Genomic DNA, 19367 nt, shown 5'->3' on the forward strand with positions numbered 1-19367 from the left:
TTTATCTTCGGAGTTCTTAACTTTGTAATGTGAAAAACGGAAAAATAAAAAACATTGAAAAAACCCTCTTGTCAGACAATTGGTATACGCTTAACAAGTTCAAGTTTGACTACCAAAGAGAAGATGGAACTTGGGAAACCCAGGAACGTGAAGCATACGATAGGGGTAATGGAGCAGCCATTCTCTTGTACAATAAAGAGAAAGGTACGGTGGTATTGACACGACAATTTCGTATGCCTACTTACGTCAATGGCAACGAAGATGGAATGATGATTGAAGCCTGCGCAGGTCTTCTGGACGGAGACAATCCTGAGGATTGCATTCGCAAAGAAACCGAAGAAGAAACAGGTTATCGCATTGATAATGTTGAAAAAGTAATTGAGACTTATATGAGTCCAGGTTCGGTTACCGAAATCTTGTATTTGTTCATTGGGGAATACGAAGATCGAATGAGGGTAAGTGAGGGCGGAGGTTCAGAACATGAAACCGAAAATATAGAGGTTCTTGAATATTCTTTTGAAACGGCAGTACAAATGATAAAAACTGGTGAAATTCGAGACGCAAAAACTATCATGTTGCTGCAGTATGCTCAGGTAAATGGGTTATTTAGCAACTAATAATTATCTCTGATTTCTTCGAAAATCCGTTGCATTTGTATTTTGATTTCGGAAGAAGGTCGCATGAAATGATTGTTCATAAAGCTAAAAATCAAGGTTTCGCCTGATTTCGTGATGAGGTACCCGCTTATATTATGGTTGTTACCTACGCTTCCGGTTTTGGCAAATAGATAGGGCTCTGGGTCACCAGGATACCAATCTTCTAAAGTTCCTGCAACCCCGCCAGCTGGAAAAAAACTCAGCAAGCGATTTCTAGGAATATCACGATACATTTTACTCAAAACATGAACCATAGATTCAGGGGTAAAGAGATTGTATCTTGAAAGCCCTGAACCGTCGACCCATCTGGGTTGTTGCTTTAAGTCGGCCAATTCCTTTTCTAGCATATATTCCCTAACTCTGGAACTACTTAATGTATCTGAAAGTGTTGAAGAACATAGCAACAGTAATTGTTCCGCTAAAAAATTGTCACTTTCAATCATCATACGTTTATATACAGAATCTACTGGGACACTATATTTGATTCTTTTCTCTCCTTCTGGCATTTTCATGGCGATTTTCACATCCTTGCCGAGGACCCTTCCAAGTAATTTTTTGGTTAAAGCAGAGTCAGTTTTAAATGGGACTTCTAAAGTGTCTTTTCGCGAAGGTCCGTAGTAGAAAGTATTCTTTTGCAATTCTCGATTTCTGCTAAAATTCATCTGAACAACACTGTCTTGAAAGTAGGAAGGAGTTACTTGTAAGGGGCTAAGGGACCATAATGTTGTAACATTTCCATACAAGGGCAAAGGTCCTTTTTCAGGTTGGAAATAATATTGGTAATCTTCCCAAGCCCAACCCGGACCAAATTTTTCATCTTGAAAATTGTTGAGGTGAACTGATATGTTGTCATATCCCTTTAAAAAATCTAGCGTATTATTATGCTCAAAATACGAATGTAAAAGAGTGGGATCCCCTGTACCTTCTACATATAGCGTATCTTTTCGCTCGATATACTTTAAAGCAGGAATGCTATCCGGTAATAATTTTAAAACGGTGAACAAAGTGAAGATTTTGGTGTTACTGGCGGGTGTAAAGTACTTTTCACCGTTAAAATTCAACAACGTGTCCCTATTTTGTTGATTTACTACTAAAAACCCTGTAAATTGATTGTCGTAAAATGCTGATTTAAAGACCTTTTGGGTGCTTTTCTGGATACTGCGTTTAGCACCCGAACACCCCACGAATAGGGAGATTAACAAAAAGTAATGGGCTACTCTTTTCATGAAGTTAAAAGTAAGAAAATAAGCGATTTAAATAGACCAAATTAGATTAACATGAATTTATCTAATTTTTAACAAAATCGGAGCAATAACATATATACTTTTCTGTTTAACTTTAGGAAGCTGAAATGCCCAAAGAACTACTAATTAATTAAACATTTTGAAATATGGCTAGAGCAATGCTTGAGTACACGAAAACTGTACTCAAAAAAGTGAGCTTCGACACGAAGCTTTTTTGCAAAGAATTAAAAAAAGCAATTTCAAATTTACTCCCCGAAGAAATTGAGGAACTCAAACTCTGGTTAAAACAGTTCATTAATGACAAACCAGAATTACAAGAAAGTCTAATTTATTTAAAAGCATAAGTTCAAACCCAGCCTAGCAGCTGGGTTTTTTAATTTTTATTAATTGGGCTTATAATTTTCACATCCTGAAATGCGATAGCCCCTCTTACAATTCCTGAAATTACATCACGCAGGGCTTCTGTGATTTGTATTTTCAATTCACTCTTATGATATATAAGACTTACTTCACGCGCTGGTGAAGGATTGTCAAAATATTTCAGATTTTTCTTCTTGACATCATCCAATTCCAAAGTGTTCAAATAGGGGAGTAGCGTCATGCCCATACCTTCATCGGCCAAGTTTACTAAGGTTTCAAAACTTCCACTTTGAAGTTGAAAGTGTTCTTTTGATAAGTCCTTAGGAGCTTTACAAATATTAATTACTCCATCGCGAAAGCAATGTCCATCTTGTAAAAGAAGCACATCAGAAACATCTAGATCTTCAGGTTTTAAATTTTCATAAGCCCCTAATCGATGTGTTCTGGGCACATAGCCAACAAATGGCTCATAATACAAAGGACGCTCTTTGATGAATTCGATTTCAAGCGGTGTTGCGGCAATGGCCGCATCAATGTGGCCGTCTTGAATATTTCGAATTAGGCTTTCAGTACTTTGCTCCTTAATAATGAGATTTACCTTCGGATACTTCTTAATAAAGGTTTTCAAGAACATGGGTAGCAAAGTGGGCATTACCGTTGGAATTATTCCCAAAATAAAATCTCCTCCTATATAACCTTTGTCCTGATCTACGATATCTGAGATTCGAGAAGCCTCGTTAACAATGTTTTTCGCCTGTGCTACTATTTTTTCACCTACTTCTGTTATTCCTATAGGTTTTTTACTTCTATCAAAAATAAGTACATCCAATTCATCCTCTAGCTTTTGAACCTGCATGCTGAGCGTGGGTTGGGTGACGAAGCTTTTCTGGGCAGCCAGCGTGAAATTTCGGTATTCTGCAACAGCTAGGACATACTGTAATTGGGTGATAGTCATCGCAATAGTTTTGAGAGATAAAAATACAAAAAACCATCAATAAAACTTATGGCTTGAAATTTTGTTTTTTATATGAATAAGAGTCTATAAAATATAATTTGAGTCTTTAAAGTATTTTACTACTTCAATCAATTTCGTAGACTAATAACTTTGTCTTTGGAATTGTATCTGATTTAGAAAACTCCATCGTTTCTTGATTCAAGTGACCCAAATTGGAATTTCCTATCACCACTGCTCTGTTTTCAGCAAAACAAAAGGTAAGTGGTACGTACAGTTCTGGGTTACCACCATCGATGATTTCAGCACCGATAATTTGGTTTTGCGCGTCATTCAAAAGCAGCTTTCTAAAGTTGAAGCCATTCGCACTTACACCGTTTTGAATTCCATATAAATGACCTTTACGAAACTCCAAACCATCGATACCAGTCGAAATGTCAAGGGTATCTGTTTCATTGAGTATTTTTTTCGAGGAAATATCAATTACTTTAATGCCTAATGGCATAGAAGCAACATATAACTTGGAATTATCATCTGAAATCGCAATACCATTGGGAAATTCAATTTCTTCAGACTTGTAAAATAGCTCTAGAGAATCGGAACCTTGCTTCAAAATAAATACCGAGGCATCTTTGGTGTCTGTCAAATACATATCTCCTTTCGTATCTACAACCATATCGTTCAGAAAATGCTCGTCTGATAAATTATATCGTTTTAGTAGTTTTTTTGTGTTTAGGTCAAAAGTGTATAGAGAAGAAAGTGAATCCGGTAACCTATAATATCCGCCCAAAGCATGTAGTTGGTTTCGTTTATCATCGACCCAAATACCGACACCAGGCTGGTAGCCAAACTTGTTCTCCGTGATAAAATCGGTTTGTTTGCCTGTTGTCCTATCCACGGCTATGATTTTCGATTTGGTGACACTGGTAAGGTAAAAGGCATCTATTTTTGCTGAATATGTTATACCCTCGGGTACCAAATCTTTTTCATCAAGTACATATTCATAAGGTGCTTTATGATTGCACGCCAGAAGAAATAGAAAAACAAGAATGGTTGTTACGTATTTCATTTCAGGTAGTTGCTTCTTATCCATTTCAAAGATGTTAGAATTGATTTAGAAACCTCGACTGGCACTTTTTCTATGCTTAGGTCTGAAAATCAAATATTTTAATCAAAAATAATGTCCTCGATCGCTATTTTTTGGTCAGCTGCAAAATCATATAGTGTCAACCTTCTCAAGGTATAGTAATCAACCCAAAACTTTTCCAAAGAATTGAGATAATCAACCACTGCCTTATCTTTTTCTTCTTGGGCTATGTTTAAATCGGTAATCGTAATTTTGCCCAGTACATATCTCTTTTTTGTTATTTCGTAGCGTTTAAGGGCGATTTCTTGTGCTTTTTCAGCTGTTGTTAAGAAATCCCGCTGACTTGACCAGTTTAATGTATGCAAGTAAATTTCCTGTTCAAACTCTTGTTTTTCTTGGCTGATATCATTTTCTATTAAACTTAAATTGGCTTCCGCCATTTTGCGTCTTGATTTTGAAACGCCCCAATCAAAAATCGGAATTCCCAGTCGTAGTGTGACATTTTGTTGTTGGTCATAGTCTTGAAAAAGGGCATCGTACTCATCGGCGCGTCTATTCAAACCAAAATTTGCACTTAAATTCATTTGCAATCGATTGCTACCTTTGACCTCGGCCAATTCTTGCTCAGCTTCTAATCGTCTTCTTCTGAATTCAATTACCGATTTTCTATTGTTTTCTGCTTCTGCCAAAGCCTTAGTGACTTCGACTCCAAATTCTTGTAGTTTTTCTGGGACTTCTAATTCAATGGACTCTGTATCCAGTTCTAAAAAACGGGCTAAATCTTGTGAAGTCTTTTTTAACAAAATCGTGTTTGTAGTAACATTGTTTTTTGATATTAAGTGACTCAACTCTATTTGCAACAATTCATTTTCAGCAATCTTTCCTATTTTGTATCGACCTTTGGTTATTTGCAGCAAGGTATCTTGATTCGAAAGATTCTTTTTCGCTATTTCTAAACTTACCTGTGCTTTTAAAAGTCCAAAATACCGCATACAAGTGCTCAAAGAGATACGTTCCATATTCTCAATAATAGTACGTTTCGATTCTTCGTATCGAAGGGGCTCAATCTTCCTATTCCATTTATAAGGGTTGTAGAACAACGAATTTTGAAAATAGTTAACGGAGAATGGAATCAAAGAATAATTCGTAGCTGAGTCATCTCCAAAGCGGTCAACCCGTTCCAATTGGCTACTCACAAAAAATTGACCTCCCGTAAAAGGTACTTTTTGGTTTATTGATAGTCCAGCTTCGATACGAGATTGATTTTGCCTCACAAAAATATCTTGTCCAAGGTCATTAGTTATTCTTTGAGTTGAATTGGAATATTGGGGTAATACAGCATCTAACCTTACTTGTGGCAAAAAATCAGCCTTAAAATTTCTATACCTCCAATAACCACTTTGATATGTATTTACCGCCCTAACGTATTCCGGTGATTTCTTTTGAGCAATCTTAATAGCTTCGCTTAGTTTTATTTTTTGTGATTGTGCATGGGTTGTAATATGCGATATTAGAATTAGGAAAAACAGAACTCTTCTCATTTGGTATGTTTTGATCAATAAAAAATTGTAGGTCCTTTTGATTGTAATTACATCGAGCTACTCATGCCTGATGGCCTCGATTGGATTTTTATTGGCGGCGGATTTGGCCGGTAAAACACCAAAAATGAGTCCGATAAACGTAGCAACCAAAAAGGACAACAGAATAGAACCCATAGATACTATGGTTTCGATGTCAGTTGCTAGTTCAAGTATATATGAAGCTATTACCCCCAAAATGCAACCAATGATCCCTCCACTTAAACTTATTAGAATAGATTCAGATAAAAATTGTAAAATAATATCTTGCTTAGTAGCGCCTATAGCTTTCATAATGCCAATCTCTTTTGTTCGCTCTAAAATTGAGGCCAACATAATATTCATTATTCCTATACCGCCAATTAATAAGGAGATACCAGCAATTATACTAAGCACTATATTGAAGATTTGTTTTGTCTTTTGTTGCTGTTTGAGCAAATTAATAGGAATGGTTATCTCAAAATCCAACATGCCATTATGCTTACGTTTGAGCATTTTGCTGATGACCTCCGCAGTTGCCTTGAGCTCGTTTGAATTGTTCACTTGAACTGTTAGCTTATCAATTTGATGATAGTTGCCGCGGGGAGTTCTTTTCTTAGGGCCATTGTCACCACCGAAAATCATGAAATTGCCTTGTGGTAAGGGCTGGTCAACAATAATTTTTCGGTCTTTGTAGCGTACCAAGAACGTTTTTATGGGAATGTATATATCTTGATTTAAATCCCGTATACCTAAATTTTCTTGAGCAGTTTGAGAAATTAGTTTTTCTTCTATTATACCAATTACCTTAAGCCAAACATCTTTGACTTTTATTTGTTTACCCAAAGCACTTTCCCCTGTAAAAAGTTTTTTCTCTACTTTTTCACCAATAATGCATACAGGTAAGGCATTCACAGATTGTATTTCCGTAAAGTTTTTCCCTTGTCCAATATGGACATTCGAAGTTTCGAAAAAGGAGTTCGTAACCCCTATCAATTTAACAGGGCTTTGCCTTCCCTTTTTAATCATATAGGTTTCCAGAATAATTTCCGGGCTGAGCTGTTTTATAGTAGGAATATTGTCTCGAATACTTTGAACGTCCAATAAATCAAGTCCCTTTGAAAATCGAATCGTTTCAGTTGCTCCTCCTTCTTCCTCATCTTCAGAAGCGTTTTCATCAGCTTCATCTGGTATTGGGGTAACTACGATGTTATTTACACCAACCAATTCCAATTGTGAGAGAATTTCTTGCTCAGCTCCTTTCCCAATGGCCAACATGGTAATTACCGCGGCTACTCCAAAAATGATTCCCAAAGCGGTTAAAAATGTCCGTACTTTATTCGCTAATATCACGCGAATTGCCTCGGCCAGATTGGATTTTAAGGTTTCTAAAAGTATTTTGTCAATCATGGGACTACTTTATCTGAGCAATACTTTTTTCTTCTAGCCCCTCCGGTTTACTCAGATAAACCACATCTTTTTCATTTAGCCCTTTGGTTACAATGACAACATCTTCATTTGAATCACCTAACTCCACTTGTTTTTTATTAATGGAGAAACCAGAATCCAAATAAACATAACTTAGGGAGTCTTTTGAGAATACCGCCTCTAAGGGAATCATCAAAACATCTTCCTCTTTTTGAATTAAAATCCGATTTGAAGTAGTCATGCCCGGTCTGATATTTTCGTTTGAATCTTTCAGTTTTATCAACACTTGAAAAAGCTTGATATCAGAACCCCTCTTATTCTCACCAACATTGGCAACACTGGTAACAACCCCATCCATAGTGATATCAGGGAAAGCATCGAAACCAACTGCAACCGTTTGGTCTTTCTTTAGTTTTCGTATATCCACCTCGTTAGAATAGGTTTTGGATTCCATTTTGGTTAAATCTGGTAAGGTAGCAATGGTGAGGTCCCAAGGGTTGATATCTGACCCAACCTTCTTTTTACTGCCATCCCAGTTCTTGGCATAGGTAACCATACCGCTCGCATCAGAATGAATTGTGAAGGAAGCTTGAAGGGCGACTAGGTCTGCTAGTTTGGTCCGTATTTTAGAAACCTCCGTACCAACTTCGACCATTTTGGCAATAGCTTTTCTCTTTTTTATCGAATAGTCTTCTTTTTTCTCTTTCAAATCCCGTTTGGCTCTTTCAATTTTAATCTCTAATTGTTTGATGGTTACGGGCGATTCATAGATTGATTGCTCTAGTTCTAGCTTGTCTTCTTGCATATTGAACTGAATATCTTTTATAGCAGTTCGTTCTTGTTTTAGCGTTAAGGTCGTATCAAGCTGTTCTTGTAAGTATTTAGATTCGGCACTTTCTAAACTTAAACGTGCATCTATAATTTGCTCATTAACTGAAGATGGGTCTAGCCTTCCCACATAATCCCCCTTATTTATTACCGTACCTTCAGGAATCAAATCTTGTATTTTGATATTGTTCAATCTAAATTTGCGGAGATTGGCGGGACCATCTATATTCTTGAGGCTTGTGGACTGTGCTTCGCCAGATATTATGACTTCATTTAGGAATTCTCCTCGCACTACCTCGGCTGTTATTGACGCATCTTCTTCTGTATCAGAGCTAAAAAAAGTATAACCAAGGATAAGGAGTAAAATAGGAATTCCTATGAGAAGGAGTCTCTTTTTGTTCATGGCGGTTTGGTTTTTAATGTGTTTAAATCTACTTAATAAGTGGTATCAAAAATTATACCCGATGTTATTTTTTTCTTAATATTTGAGAGAAAAAAGATACAGCTAGAATTTTTTAATGCAAACAAAAAGAGGCTTGCCCAATGGCAAGCCTCTTTTCTTCTTTATGGATGTTTAGTTTAGAAGCGTTTTATAATTTGTTGGTCTTTCAACCTTTGAAGTCTTAAATTTAAGGCGTCAGATAATCTACATATGCAATGGTAGGTTGAGCAGGGTCAACTTTTCCGTCAGGATTATCAGGATTTTCTTCTTCTTTCTTCACTTCTTCAGGAGGCGGCAAATCATCTTTGCTACAAGCGGTTTGTAAGATGAGCACTGAAAAAATGAACATTGTAAATAGAAATAACTTGTTTTTCATGACTTTAATTTTTGAAATTTGAGTGAAACCATTTTTTTGAGGTTTAAGGATGCCTCTAGACCTTTTTATTTGAATTCTATGGTATTCACAACTGACTTTTTAAACGGTCGGAAGACCATCACCTTTGGCTGGATCGTATTTTCTGGCCTCTGTAAACCAGTGATCTGAATCTACGTTGTAAGCATTTAACCAAACTCTCTGGCGCAGAGTTTGGCCAGTTTCTGGATCATCATTATATTCATAGAGATAATCATTCTTGTCAAATACATATATTCCTAGTTCAGGAAACTCCAGGATGAAATGATCAACTTTATAGGTTGTTCTAGGCCCAGAACCGGCACCGATAAATTTGGGCCAATCTCCAAGATATTCACCTGTAAACTCGCTGTATACCGGTTCTACCTGTCCGGTTAATTGGTCGATGGTAATGGTACAATCGTTGGGATTGAAGGTATACGTTCCGCTATATATATTATCGACTCTTGCTTCGGGTAAATATGCAGGTATGCCATTGCAATAATCAGATTCGAGTTGGTCGATATTTCTACTGCCTTTATTCTGTAAATATCCTGTAAGCGTGCCGTCGGGATAAAAAGTAATAGATTCTAATTCAGGATCCCATGTTTTGAACTCGGCATGAATTGTTACTGCTTGTAAGCCTTTCGGATCACAGCCGTGAAAATAGCTCCCGTTCGGGCCACAACATCCTGTAGGGGTAATAGGATAAGTAATCACTTGGCCATTGTAGGTTAATTCATTTGTATTGAGATTTTTAGTATAACGCCAAAAGAATTGCAAAGGACCATCTTCAAAAGGGTTTGTACATCCATTACTGTTGTCTGTGGGTTCAACTACAACAACCGGTACAACAAATGCATCAACGGGTGTGCCATTGCTGTCAATGGGTGCCATTGCAAGTTCAAACGCTACGGGTAGTTCCCAATCGCTTGAATCGAATTCGAAGTTAAAATACACCATAGTATCATTTTCAACCTCCATTTCAAATTCAGCTTCTTGATAAGAATCACTGCCAGGTACATAGCTATACATTGTTTGTAATACCATTCCAGAAGGCTTTCGAAAAAGTATTGCGGGTTTTACGCCTTCTACTAAAACAATGTGCTCTCGATCAATTGCAATATCAGCTATGTTTGCAGAAATTGGCATCTCCCCGTCATGCTTTATTCCGTTTCTAAAAACTAAACTCTCACTGATTTTATTGGCATCAGGGTTTATGGTACCTATCGGGTCAGGGTCAGGGTCAGGGTCGGGGTCGGGGTCGGGATCATTTTGACCAACAGGGTCTGGGTCTTCTACTTCAATACCAATATCGTCTTCGTTGCATGAATACATCACTGCCAACACAAGCACTACTAATAAGACGAACGGATAATAGAGTTTACTTTTCTTTAGATTTTTCATCACATAAAATTTTAGTTACACATTACAGTTTGATGGAATACTCTTAAAAAGGAGGCGCTGCCTAATCACTGTGTCAACCCTTATTTGTCATTTTTTGGGTGTATGCACATAGCGCTTAACTAGCAGGGGAGGGCCTCCCTTAGATTTCTCTTGTTTGTGTTAGGGGGAGATGGCTATTGTGTGAATCAGTATAGTAGTTTTGGTCAAAACTGCACATACCTTCGCGATTCTGATGGTAAAAGTAGGTCGTGTACTTAAGACCTTTTAGCCCAAACTAGTATGTGGTAGAAATAATGAAGTAAGTGATTATTGAATGCGAATAAGTGGAATTACCCTTGATACAACTTTTGCAGAAAACTGTCTTTTTTTCTGCGGGATACGTTGAGGTGCTGCTCATTTGAAATGATGACATAACCACCTTCACCTTTAATGTATTTGACTACATGGTTTAGGTTTACCAAGGTACCGTGATGTATACGAAAGAAATCATCAGAGGGTAAGATGTTCTCGAATTCCTTAAGGGTTTTGGATACCGTTATTTTTTTTCCCTTGTTTAAGTAAAGGGTCGTGTAACTGCTATCAGCTTCACAATAAACAATGTCCGCAATGGGTTGCATAATAATCTCATTGTCAGAAGGAATGGCTAAACGCTTTAGTTTTTCTGTATCAGATTTTATGTTATTGAATAATGACTTGTACTGAACTGATTTATCTCTTCTTTTTTTTGAAATTTTATTGACGGCAGTCACTAATTCGTCTACATCTATTGGCTTTAAAAGATAATCCAAAGCACTGAATTTTATGGCCTTAATGGCATAGCGATCATACGCCGTAACGAAAATGACCTCGAAGTCTATTTCTGGAATACTTTCCAATAGGTCGAACCCTGACATTTTTGGCATTTGCACATCAAGAAAAACCAATTCGGGTTGTAGCGATTTTATTTTTTCTAATCCGATTTCCGGCGATTCACAAAGAGCAAGTATTTCAACCTCAGGACAATACTTTTCCAACACCAGCCTAAGCCCTTGTCGGGCTTTAGCTTCATCGTCTATCAGTAGTGCTTTAATCATAGTTTCGCTATGCAATGGGAATTTGAAGGTTCACCTGCGTACCCACTGCATTTTGGTTTTCGTCTTTTAAATCTATGATCTTTATGACCTCTTGAATTTTCTGTTTGGTCAAAAGTTTAAGTCTGTCGGCAGTTATTTTGATGCCCATCGATTTCTTTTTAAGTCCACCTTTTTGTTTAAGGGTTACCGATTTTTCACGCCCCACTCCATTATCGATGATACTGCAATGGAGTTTATGGTCATCTTCCGTTATGGAAATGGTCAAGAGCCCTTTATTGTCTTTATGCAGTAACCCGTGCCAAATGGCATTTTCGACAAATGGTTGTATGACCATTGAGGGTAGCAATGTACTTTCTTGTTCAATGTCCGTATCGATATTGATTTGATACTCCAATTTGTTATTGAAGCGAATTGCTTCGAGTTGAATGTAAGTCTCTAACATATCCATTTCATCCTTTAGGGAAACCATCGGTTGCTCCGAGTTTTCTAAAAGCATGCGAACAAGTTTCGCAAATTTTGAGAGGTATCGGCTCGCATTTTCGTTTTCATCATTAAGAATCATGGTATTTATCGAATTCAAGCTATTGAACAAAAAGTGCGGATTCATTTGTGCGCGAAGAGCTTTCATTTCTAAGGTCTGCAGTTCTTCTGCAAGTTTGGCCTTGTTGATTTGCTCATTTTTTGCAGCAATCATTTTTTGATTTTTCAGTCGTTGTCGCATCGTATAGAACAAAAGCAAACCTATTATTGCGAATGAAACAAGCCCACCAATAAGTGCTTTTCTTATAGTAGCTTCCTTTTCTGCATTAGCTTCCTGTACCTCATTTTCTTTGGTTAGAATCGCTATATCCTTATCTTTTTGAGAAACTTCGTATTTGGTTTCCAATTCGACCAATTGTTTGTTCTTTTCCTTATTAAAAATTGAATCCTTAAGTTCTGAATGTATTTTCTGAAAATAATATGCTCCCTTATAATTTCTTGTCTCAGAAAGCAGCTTACCTAATACTTCGTAATTTCGTAGTGTTATTGGTTTTGCATCTATGTTTTTTGAAATGGCAAGACTTCTTTCAAGATAGTTTTTTGATTTTTCATATTCCTTTAACTTAAAATAGCTTCCCCCAATTGAATTTAAACTACTAGCTAAATCTTTATTGGACGGAAGATTTTTTCTTATTTCATAGGCTTCGAGATGATATTTCAACGCTTTAGAATGTTCTTCGGTTTTTCCATAAAGACTACCAAGATTATCAGATACAGAGGCAGATAAAAAGGGAACTTTTAAAATATGTGCCAGCTCATAGGCTTTTATTAAGGGAATTAGGGCCAAATTATACTGCTCCATTTCTCCATAGGCATTACCAAGACTAGTGAGACTCATAACTATGCCTTCATTATCACCAAGTTTCTCCTTAATATTTATAGATTTTTGATAACTTTCTATGGCTTCCTTCTGTTTGTCCATTTTTCGCTGAATATGACCAATAGAGTGCAAGGTTGTTGCGATACTCTTTTCACTGCCATTCTCTTCATAGATCTTGAGGATACGAAAATAATTTTTCAAACATTCCTCATAGTTGCCCATTTCATGTTGAATAACCCCAATTTGAAATAATCCAGCGGCAACGTTTAAACTATCTTTTGAGAATTTCAAATATTTCTCCAAATGACTTAGGCCCCTAGAATAGTCGCCTTTAAATCTTCCTATAAGGCCGTGATAAAAGTGGGATAATGCAATTCCACTTTGGTGATTAATTTTAGAAGAAAATCTATTTAGGCTATCTGCGTAAAATGTGGCGGAATCCAATTTACTTCTGGTGGTTGCATAATACCAACTGAGGTTCTTTAGAATTGTAATGGTAGTCGAATCAGAATGTACATCAGCTAATGACTTTCGAAGACTATCTATTTTCGCCTCATTTTGTGCTTGAAGTATCGTACAACATAAAGTATTGGCAGCAAGAAGCCAATACAAAAAATGTTTCGGTTTCATATGATTTTCTTTAAAAAGAGGGAGTCAACATAAATTTAACGAATATTTATTCAATCGAGGGTTTTAATATTTATCTCGTTTACTGAATATCAACAATTTAAAAAGTCAAGAAACATGTAATTTAGTAAATGGCAGACTTCAATTAGTAAGTGGTTATAAAGTCAGGTTGGTAGGTAAAAAAAAGACCTCCATGCTTGGAGGTCTTTCTACTTTTGATCGATGAATTTTTGATTTTCTAGAAGCGTATTCTAATTTCTTGGTCTTCATCCGTAACCTCAAACTTCGAACTTTCAAAGTTTGGAGGACCGAACATATTCATTTCGCCTGAAGTACCATAGCTTTCTTGAGGCATCCCATTTGCATCCATATCCATTTGTTTATTGTCATTTTTGTCATGCATTACCATAATGGCAAATGTGCCTGGTTCAACATTTTCAAAAGTTAAGGTTACTTCTCCAGCTTTTGCTGGCTCCGTGGCGTTGAGAACTCCAGCACCTTTCATAAAAGTTTCGGCAGTGTGAAGTCCACCTAAGATGGTACCACCATCTGATAAAACATTTTCAATAGTTACTTTTACGGTAACCCCTTTGCTGTCTTGTGCAATTCCTGTAAATCCAATTACTAATGTTGCGATAAATAGTCCTAATTTTTTCATGATGTTTTGTTTTAGTGATTAATTATGACCCAAAGATGCAATCATACTTTTCTCTTTTGAAATGCTTCTTACCGAACTGTTGATTTTTGCATCCGAATTGTAAATGGAAATTCGAACTTCAATTCAGTCCCGAAAAATTACAATTCGGTCATTTGGTTTTCTCAATGCCTTTTTATGTGTCCATTTTTGCTTCATCAATTAAAAAGCGAACAGCCATGCTAAAATCAATCTTTACATTTATCTTACTTTGCTACTCTTTGGTTAGCATTGCCCAATCGACTATTTCCGGTGCGGTCACCGATGCTAAAGGTAACCCCATAGAGGGAGCCAATATTTATCTGGAAGGCACTTATGATGGGGCATCCTCCGATGCAAATGGAAAATTCAATTTTGAGACTTCGGAAACAGGAACCCAGAACCTTGTTGTTTCCATGATTTCATTTGACACCTATATGCAAGCAGGAGATGTTTCTTATTTAAAGGATTTAGACATTCAATTGCAAGAAGCGATCAATCAACTGACGGGAGTAACCTTAACTGCCGGAAGCTTTCAAGCTGGGGATAATTCTAAAGTATCTGTCTTAAAACCTTTAGATATTGTAACCACCGCGGGCGCAGCAGGAGATTTTGTTGGAGCTTTACAAACGCTACCAGGAACTTCAAATGTCAGCGAAGATGGTAGACTTTTCGTTCGTGGAGGGCAAGCTGGAGAGACGCAGGTTTTTATTGACGGACTCCGTGTATTTCAACCTTTCAATGCTACGGCGAATAATATTCCAACCCGAGGGCGTTTTTCACCTTTCCTGTTTAAAGGAATCACATTCAGTACAGGTGGCTATTCTGCGGAATACGGCCAAGCACTTTCTAGTGTTTTACTCTTAAATACTACCGACGAACCCGACCAAGAGAAAACCGATATCTCTGTACTTTCTGTTGGGGCAGGACTCGGTAAGACTGAAATTTGGGGTAATCAATCCCTTAGTGTCAATGCTCAGTATATCAATCTAGCGCCTTATCAATGGCTTATTCCGAATGAGCAGGGAGCACGTTGGAACAAACCTTATGAATCCATCTCTGGGGAGGCTGTTTTTAGAAGCAAGTCTGATAAGGGTATGTTCAAGTTTTATACAGGATTTAATCAAGCAAATCTCGATTTGGACCAAGAGGATATCAATTTTGATGATTTCGTCAACTTCAGATTGAAAAATAGTAATCTTTATGCGAATACTTCTTACAAACATTTTTTTGATAATGAATGGACAATGACAGCTGGTGCCAGCATTTCTTCCGATAGAAATGATATTGGTTTTGCCACCAATTCAATAGACGCTAATGAAACGGCAGGCCATTTAAAATTGAAGGTCAAGAAATCGTTTAGTAGCCGATTTCAATTGAATTTTGGTGCAGAACATTTTATTACCGATTATCAAGAAAATTTTCTGGCTCCCGATGGATTTACATTTGATTCGGGTTTTCAAGATAATCTTTCAGCAGGTTTTGCAGAAGCGGATATATTTTTTAGCAACAAATTCGCCATGAAACTAGGGGTAAGGGGTGAGCACTCCAGTTTTCTAGAAGATTCGAATATAGCTCCTAGGGTTTCCTTAGCATATAAGAGCAGTGATAAAGGACAATTCTCTTTAGCCTATGGTGATTTCTATCAGAACCCTTTGAGTGAATCTTTAAAGTTTGACCAAAGTTTGAATTTTGAGAAAACCTCTCATTATATTTTCAATTATCAATATTTATCCGATGGAAAAACTTTTCGAGCAGAGGCATTTTACAAAGACTATGACAAACTTGTAAAGTTCGATACGCAAATGCCACAATTTAACTCACAATTCAATAATCTAGGAAGTGGGTACGCCAGTGGTATTGACCTTTTTTGGAGAGACAATAAGAGTATCAAAAATCTTGATTATTGGGCATCTTACAGCTATTTGAACACCGAGAGGGACTTTCGAGACTTTCCTGAAAGAGCAACACCGAATTTCGCCCCGACCCATGGTCTTTCGTTAGTGACCAAATATTGGGTAGAAGATTGGCGTTCTCAGATTGGGGTATCTTATAATTACAGTTCAGGTAGACCTTATGACAACCCAAATACACCTGAGTTTTTAGCAGAAAAAACCAAATCGTTCAACAGCTTGAACGTAAACTGGGCCTATCTCATATCACAACAAAAAATACTGTTTTTCTCCGTTAGTAATGTCACCGGATTTAAAAACGTTAACGGATATCAATATGCAAATACTCCAAATATGGATGGTATTTTTGAACGCCGTGCTATTCGACCGACCGCCGATGCTTTCTTCGTTGTAGGTTTCTTTTGGACTATCAGTGACGATAAGAGCAGCAATCAACTAGATAATTTATAATATTGATTTACGAATGACCCCAATTATCGGGGTCATCGTTTTGATTAGGCGAGAGTCCTAATATATCACCCTTGGTATTGGCACCTAATCCAATGACACTTCGATTTACATAATTGAAATAGCTCACAACTTGATTGATTTCCAATATTTCACCTTCTGAGAATCCTGATTTATTGAGTTTTGAAAAATCTTCTTTAATAATACTCTGAACATTCATTGTTAGCTTTTTAGCATAGTTCGCTCCCTTGGTGAATTTTACATCAAGGAAGGAATCTAGAGCGTCATTCTTGACAGCTTCCAAAAATTGATTTGATTTTGCATCATCATTAAGAAGACGTTGGAGACCAGCAAAATGGTGGTCAAAACAATAGTCACAATTGTTTAGGTTGCTTACATAACACCCTAGGGCTTCCAAATACCATTTAGGCAAGGTGTTTGCCGAGTGGTGCAGTACCGCTTTATATAAAACCATGTGTCCCTCAAGTGTGTGCGGACGAAGACTATGTATTTTTAAAACATTATCGACATTATTATTTGGTCCTTTGACCCTTTTGTAAAGACTTTTTAGTTTGCCTTCTGCCTTATCGAAATCGATTGTTTTTATCCAGCTCATTCATAAAGATTTATATAGAATTGTATCCTTGGGAAATATACCAATTTAGAATGCAAAATTTGTGACAGCAACTGAATTTAGGTATCTTAAACCCTTAGGACTAATTTATACTTTATGAAGAGCGAGGAACTATCCCAAATCAAAAAAATGCTGCAAGAGCAAGGTTATATTGACGATGGAGCCATAGCCATGTCAGTGTTTTTGGCAATGAAATTGGAGAAACCTTTACTGGTTGAAGGTCCGGCTGGGGTAGGGAAAACTGAAATCGCTAAAGTGATGGCCAAAGCTATGCAAACGGAATTAATTCGATTGCAGTGCTATGAAGGCTTAGATAGTACCCATGCCTTATACGAATGGAATTACCAACACCAATTACTTTACCTAAAGATGCATGAAAGCAAAGACCAAGATGTCAAAGCGCTGGAAGAAACCATTTTCTCTGATAAATTTCTTTTAAAGCGACCTGTTTTGAATGCCATTACCCATGAAAATAAAACCGTCTTGCTGATTGACGAAATTGACCGAGCTGATGAGGAATTTGAAAGTTTTCTATTGGAAGTCCTTTCGGATTGGCAAGTAACCATTCCTGAAATCGGTACCATTAAGGCAACCAACAAACCGCAAATTATCCTAACCGGTAACAGAACCAGAGAACTTTCAGAAGCTCTCCGAAGAAGATGCCTATACCTATGGATTGATTACCCAACATTCGAAAAAGAACTCGCGATTGTAAAGTCCAAAGTACCAGAAATCGACCAAAAACTAGGGACTGAAATCTGCTCCTTTATGAAGGAATTGCGAGAAATGAAACTCGAAAAGACTCCTGGTATTTCCGAAACCATTGATTGGGCTAGAGCATTGGCTAGCATGCACTTAAAGCACTTAGACAAACAAATAGTTGAAGATACCTTAGGAGTTGTATTGAAAGATTGGCAAGATATGCGACATACACAGGATTCACTTTCTGAGTTGTTGGAGCGAACTGGAGTAACTTCAAGAATAGGGTAATTGTGAAAACAACAACGCATCAAACCGAGCTCTCTGCAAATGTAGTTTTACTTTGTCGTTTTCTGCGCAAGAAGAGTTTCAATTTGACTGCGACCGAAGAAGCTGACGCCCTAAACGCAGTTTCCTATTTGCCTATTCATTCCGAAAACTATTTTAAGGAAGCCTTACGTTCAGTCCTGACCAAAAGCCAATTTCAACAATCAAAATTCGACGAATACTACCACGAATTCAAAGACCAATTAAAAAAAGCCTCAGATTCCAAGGTCAAAGAACTTCCTGAAAAAAAACCACAACCCGAAAAAAAAACCAAAGCTGAACAATTCGATGCTTTAAAAGATTGGTTGAATTTGAGTCCCTCCGAAGAAGAGAAAGAAATTGCTGCTTTTAGTGATTTGGAAGTGCTTACACGAAAGGATTTCCTCGATTTAAGCGAAAATGAAATGCAGCTGATGATGCGTGTTTTGCAAAAACTAGCGCGCAAAATGGCGCATCAAAAAAGTAGGCTTAGAAAGAAATCCAAAAGAAGACAACAGCTGGACTTAAAACAAACCATACGAGCGAACATGCGAAAAGGAGGAGAGATTCAGCAATTGGTTTTTTCCGAAAAGAAAAACCGGAAACTAAAGCTGGTACTCCTATGTGATGTAAGCCGTTCGATGGATTTATATAGTCGTTTTTTCATCCACCTTATATATGCCTTTCAAAATGCCTATGATAAAATAGAGACACTTGTCTTTAGCACGGCTTTGCATAAGGTAAGCGAAATATTAGATAATAATGAGTTCGACAAAGCTTTCCGAACCATTTCAGAGCGCGTTCCTCATTGGTCTGGTGGCACAACCATTGGTTCATGCTTACAGGATTTTACAGAAAATTACGGCCACGGTATGTTGGATAAGAAAACCATGGTTTTGATTTTATCCGATGGATGGGATACCGGTGAACCTGAGGTCATGAAGGAAGCTATGAAGACTATCTACAAAAAATCGAAAAAGGTCATCTGGCTAAATCCCTTGGCTGGGAATCGCGATTTTTCCCCTGAATCCATCGGAATGCAAACCGCTTTGCCTTATATCGATGTTTTAGCATCAGCGCACAATCTTGAAAGTTTGAAAGGTGTTTTGCAGCAACTTCGAAGCAAACGCAATTTATTGAATAGACAGTTTAATTGAACTGTATTGATTTGATAATCAAACAAATTCCCAATTAATTGAGAAATTGTTAAAATTCTTTGAGAAATATTCATGAAAAACCAACACTTCTTTTTATCTTGATAAACCCACTTTTTAATTTATCGAG

17 protein-coding genes are annotated in these 19367 nt (G+C 37.2%); 5 read left to right on the plus strand and 12 right to left on the minus strand.

What is annotated here, in order from left to right:
* Nucleotides 1-29 precede the first annotated feature (29 nt).
* Nucleotides 30-617 (plus strand): GDP-mannose pyrophosphatase NudK, encoded by a 588-nt coding sequence (gene nudK / locus FEE95_RS09930; RefSeq protein ID WP_138657792.1) that lies wholly within the window; start codon nt 30-32, stop codon nt 615-617.
* Here nudK and FEE95_RS09935 read toward each other — a convergent pair.
* Entirely contained in the window at nt 614-1882 is a 1269-nt protein-coding gene (locus tag FEE95_RS09935) for a D-alanyl-D-alanine carboxypeptidase (protein WP_138657793.1), read from the minus strand. The genes nudK and FEE95_RS09935 overlap by 4 nt on opposite strands.
* A 164-nt stretch (nt 1883-2046) precedes the next feature.
* Between FEE95_RS09935 and FEE95_RS09940 the strand changes: the two genes are divergently transcribed.
* The gene (locus tag FEE95_RS09940; protein WP_138657794.1) at nt 2047-2244 is read left to right on the plus strand and encodes a hypothetical protein; all 198 of its coding nucleotides are present in this window, start codon (nt 2047-2049) and stop codon (nt 2242-2244) included.
* A 29-nt stretch (nt 2245-2273) separates the two neighbouring features.
* Here the strand turns inward: FEE95_RS09940 and FEE95_RS09945 are convergent, their stop codons facing one another.
* The 10 genes from FEE95_RS09945 to FEE95_RS09990 form a co-directional block, all read right to left on the minus strand.
* Nucleotides 2274-3215 (minus strand): LysR substrate-binding domain-containing protein, encoded by a 942-nt coding sequence (locus FEE95_RS09945; RefSeq protein ID WP_138657795.1) that lies wholly within the window; start codon nt 3213-3215, stop codon nt 2274-2276.
* 124 nt (nt 3216-3339) lie between these two features.
* Nucleotides 3340-4305: an SMP-30/gluconolactonase/LRE family protein gene (locus FEE95_RS09950; RefSeq protein WP_138657796.1), complete on the minus strand. Its 966-nt coding sequence runs from the start codon at nt 4303-4305 to the stop codon at nt 3340-3342.
* 74 nt (nt 4306-4379) lie between these two features.
* Entirely contained in the window at nt 4380-5840 is a 1461-nt protein-coding gene (locus FEE95_RS09955) for a TolC family protein (protein WP_138657797.1), read from the minus strand.
* Nucleotides 5841-5897: 57 nt separating this feature from the next.
* Nucleotides 5898-7265 carry an ABC transporter permease gene (locus FEE95_RS09960; protein WP_138657798.1) on the minus strand — a complete coding sequence of 456 codons (1368 nt, stop codon included), beginning with the start codon at nt 7263-7265 and terminating at the stop codon, nt 5898-5900.
* A 4-nt stretch (nt 7266-7269) separates the two neighbouring features.
* Nucleotides 7270-8514 carry an efflux RND transporter periplasmic adaptor subunit gene (locus FEE95_RS09965; protein WP_138657799.1) on the minus strand — a complete coding sequence of 415 codons (1245 nt, stop codon included), beginning with the start codon at nt 8512-8514 and terminating at the stop codon, nt 7270-7272.
* Between the two features lie 226 nt (nt 8515-8740).
* Nucleotides 8741-8929 carry a hypothetical protein gene (locus FEE95_RS09970; protein ID WP_138657800.1) on the minus strand — a complete coding sequence of 63 codons (189 nt, stop codon included), beginning with the start codon at nt 8927-8929 and terminating at the stop codon, nt 8741-8743.
* A gap of 99 nt (nt 8930-9028) precedes the next feature.
* Nucleotides 9029-10351 carry a hypothetical protein gene (locus FEE95_RS09975; RefSeq protein WP_138657801.1) on the minus strand — a complete coding sequence of 441 codons (1323 nt, stop codon included), beginning with the start codon at nt 10349-10351 and terminating at the stop codon, nt 9029-9031.
* 329 nt (nt 10352-10680) lie between these two features.
* Nucleotides 10681-11424 carry a LytR/AlgR family response regulator transcription factor gene (locus tag FEE95_RS09980; RefSeq protein WP_138657802.1) on the minus strand — a complete coding sequence of 248 codons (744 nt, stop codon included), beginning with the start codon at nt 11422-11424 and terminating at the stop codon, nt 10681-10683.
* 7 nt (nt 11425-11431) lie between these two features.
* Nucleotides 11432-13414, minus strand: a complete 1983-nt coding sequence (locus tag FEE95_RS09985; protein WP_138657803.1) for a tetratricopeptide repeat protein — start codon at nt 13412-13414, stop codon at nt 11432-11434.
* A 235-nt stretch (nt 13415-13649) separates the two neighbouring features.
* Nucleotides 13650-14069, minus strand: a complete 420-nt coding sequence (locus FEE95_RS09990) for a DUF2141 domain-containing protein (protein WP_138657804.1) — start codon at nt 14067-14069, stop codon at nt 13650-13652.
* Between the two features lie 215 nt (nt 14070-14284).
* Between FEE95_RS09990 and FEE95_RS09995 the strand changes: the two genes are divergently transcribed.
* Nucleotides 14285-16447 (plus strand): TonB-dependent receptor, encoded by a 2163-nt coding sequence (locus FEE95_RS09995; protein WP_138657805.1) that lies wholly within the window; start codon nt 14285-14287, stop codon nt 16445-16447.
* Nucleotides 16448-16454: 7 nt separating this feature from the next.
* Here the strand turns inward: FEE95_RS09995 and FEE95_RS10000 are convergent, their stop codons facing one another.
* Nucleotides 16455-17060, minus strand: a complete 606-nt coding sequence (locus FEE95_RS10000; protein ID WP_138657806.1) for a carboxymuconolactone decarboxylase family protein — start codon at nt 17058-17060, stop codon at nt 16455-16457.
* 114 nt (nt 17061-17174) lie between these two features.
* On the opposite strand from FEE95_RS10000, the gene FEE95_RS10005 reads away from it, so the two are divergent.
* Together FEE95_RS10005 and FEE95_RS10010 are read left to right on the plus strand one after the other, a co-directional pair.
* Nucleotides 17175-18068 carry an AAA family ATPase gene (locus tag FEE95_RS10005; RefSeq protein WP_138657807.1) on the plus strand — a complete coding sequence of 298 codons (894 nt, stop codon included), beginning with the start codon at nt 17175-17177 and terminating at the stop codon, nt 18066-18068.
* Nucleotides 18069-18070: 2 nt separating this feature from the next.
* Nucleotides 18071-19240: a vWA domain-containing protein gene (locus FEE95_RS10010; protein WP_138657808.1), complete on the plus strand. Its 1170-nt coding sequence runs from the start codon at nt 18071-18073 to the stop codon at nt 19238-19240.
* The last annotated feature ends 127 nt before the right edge of the window (nt 19241-19367 follow it).

Origin of the sequence: Maribacter algarum (ex Zhang et al. 2020), assembly GCF_005885635.1 — a bacterium.
Classification (GTDB): domain Bacteria; phylum Bacteroidota; class Bacteroidia; order Flavobacteriales; family Flavobacteriaceae; genus Maribacter_C; species Maribacter_C algarum.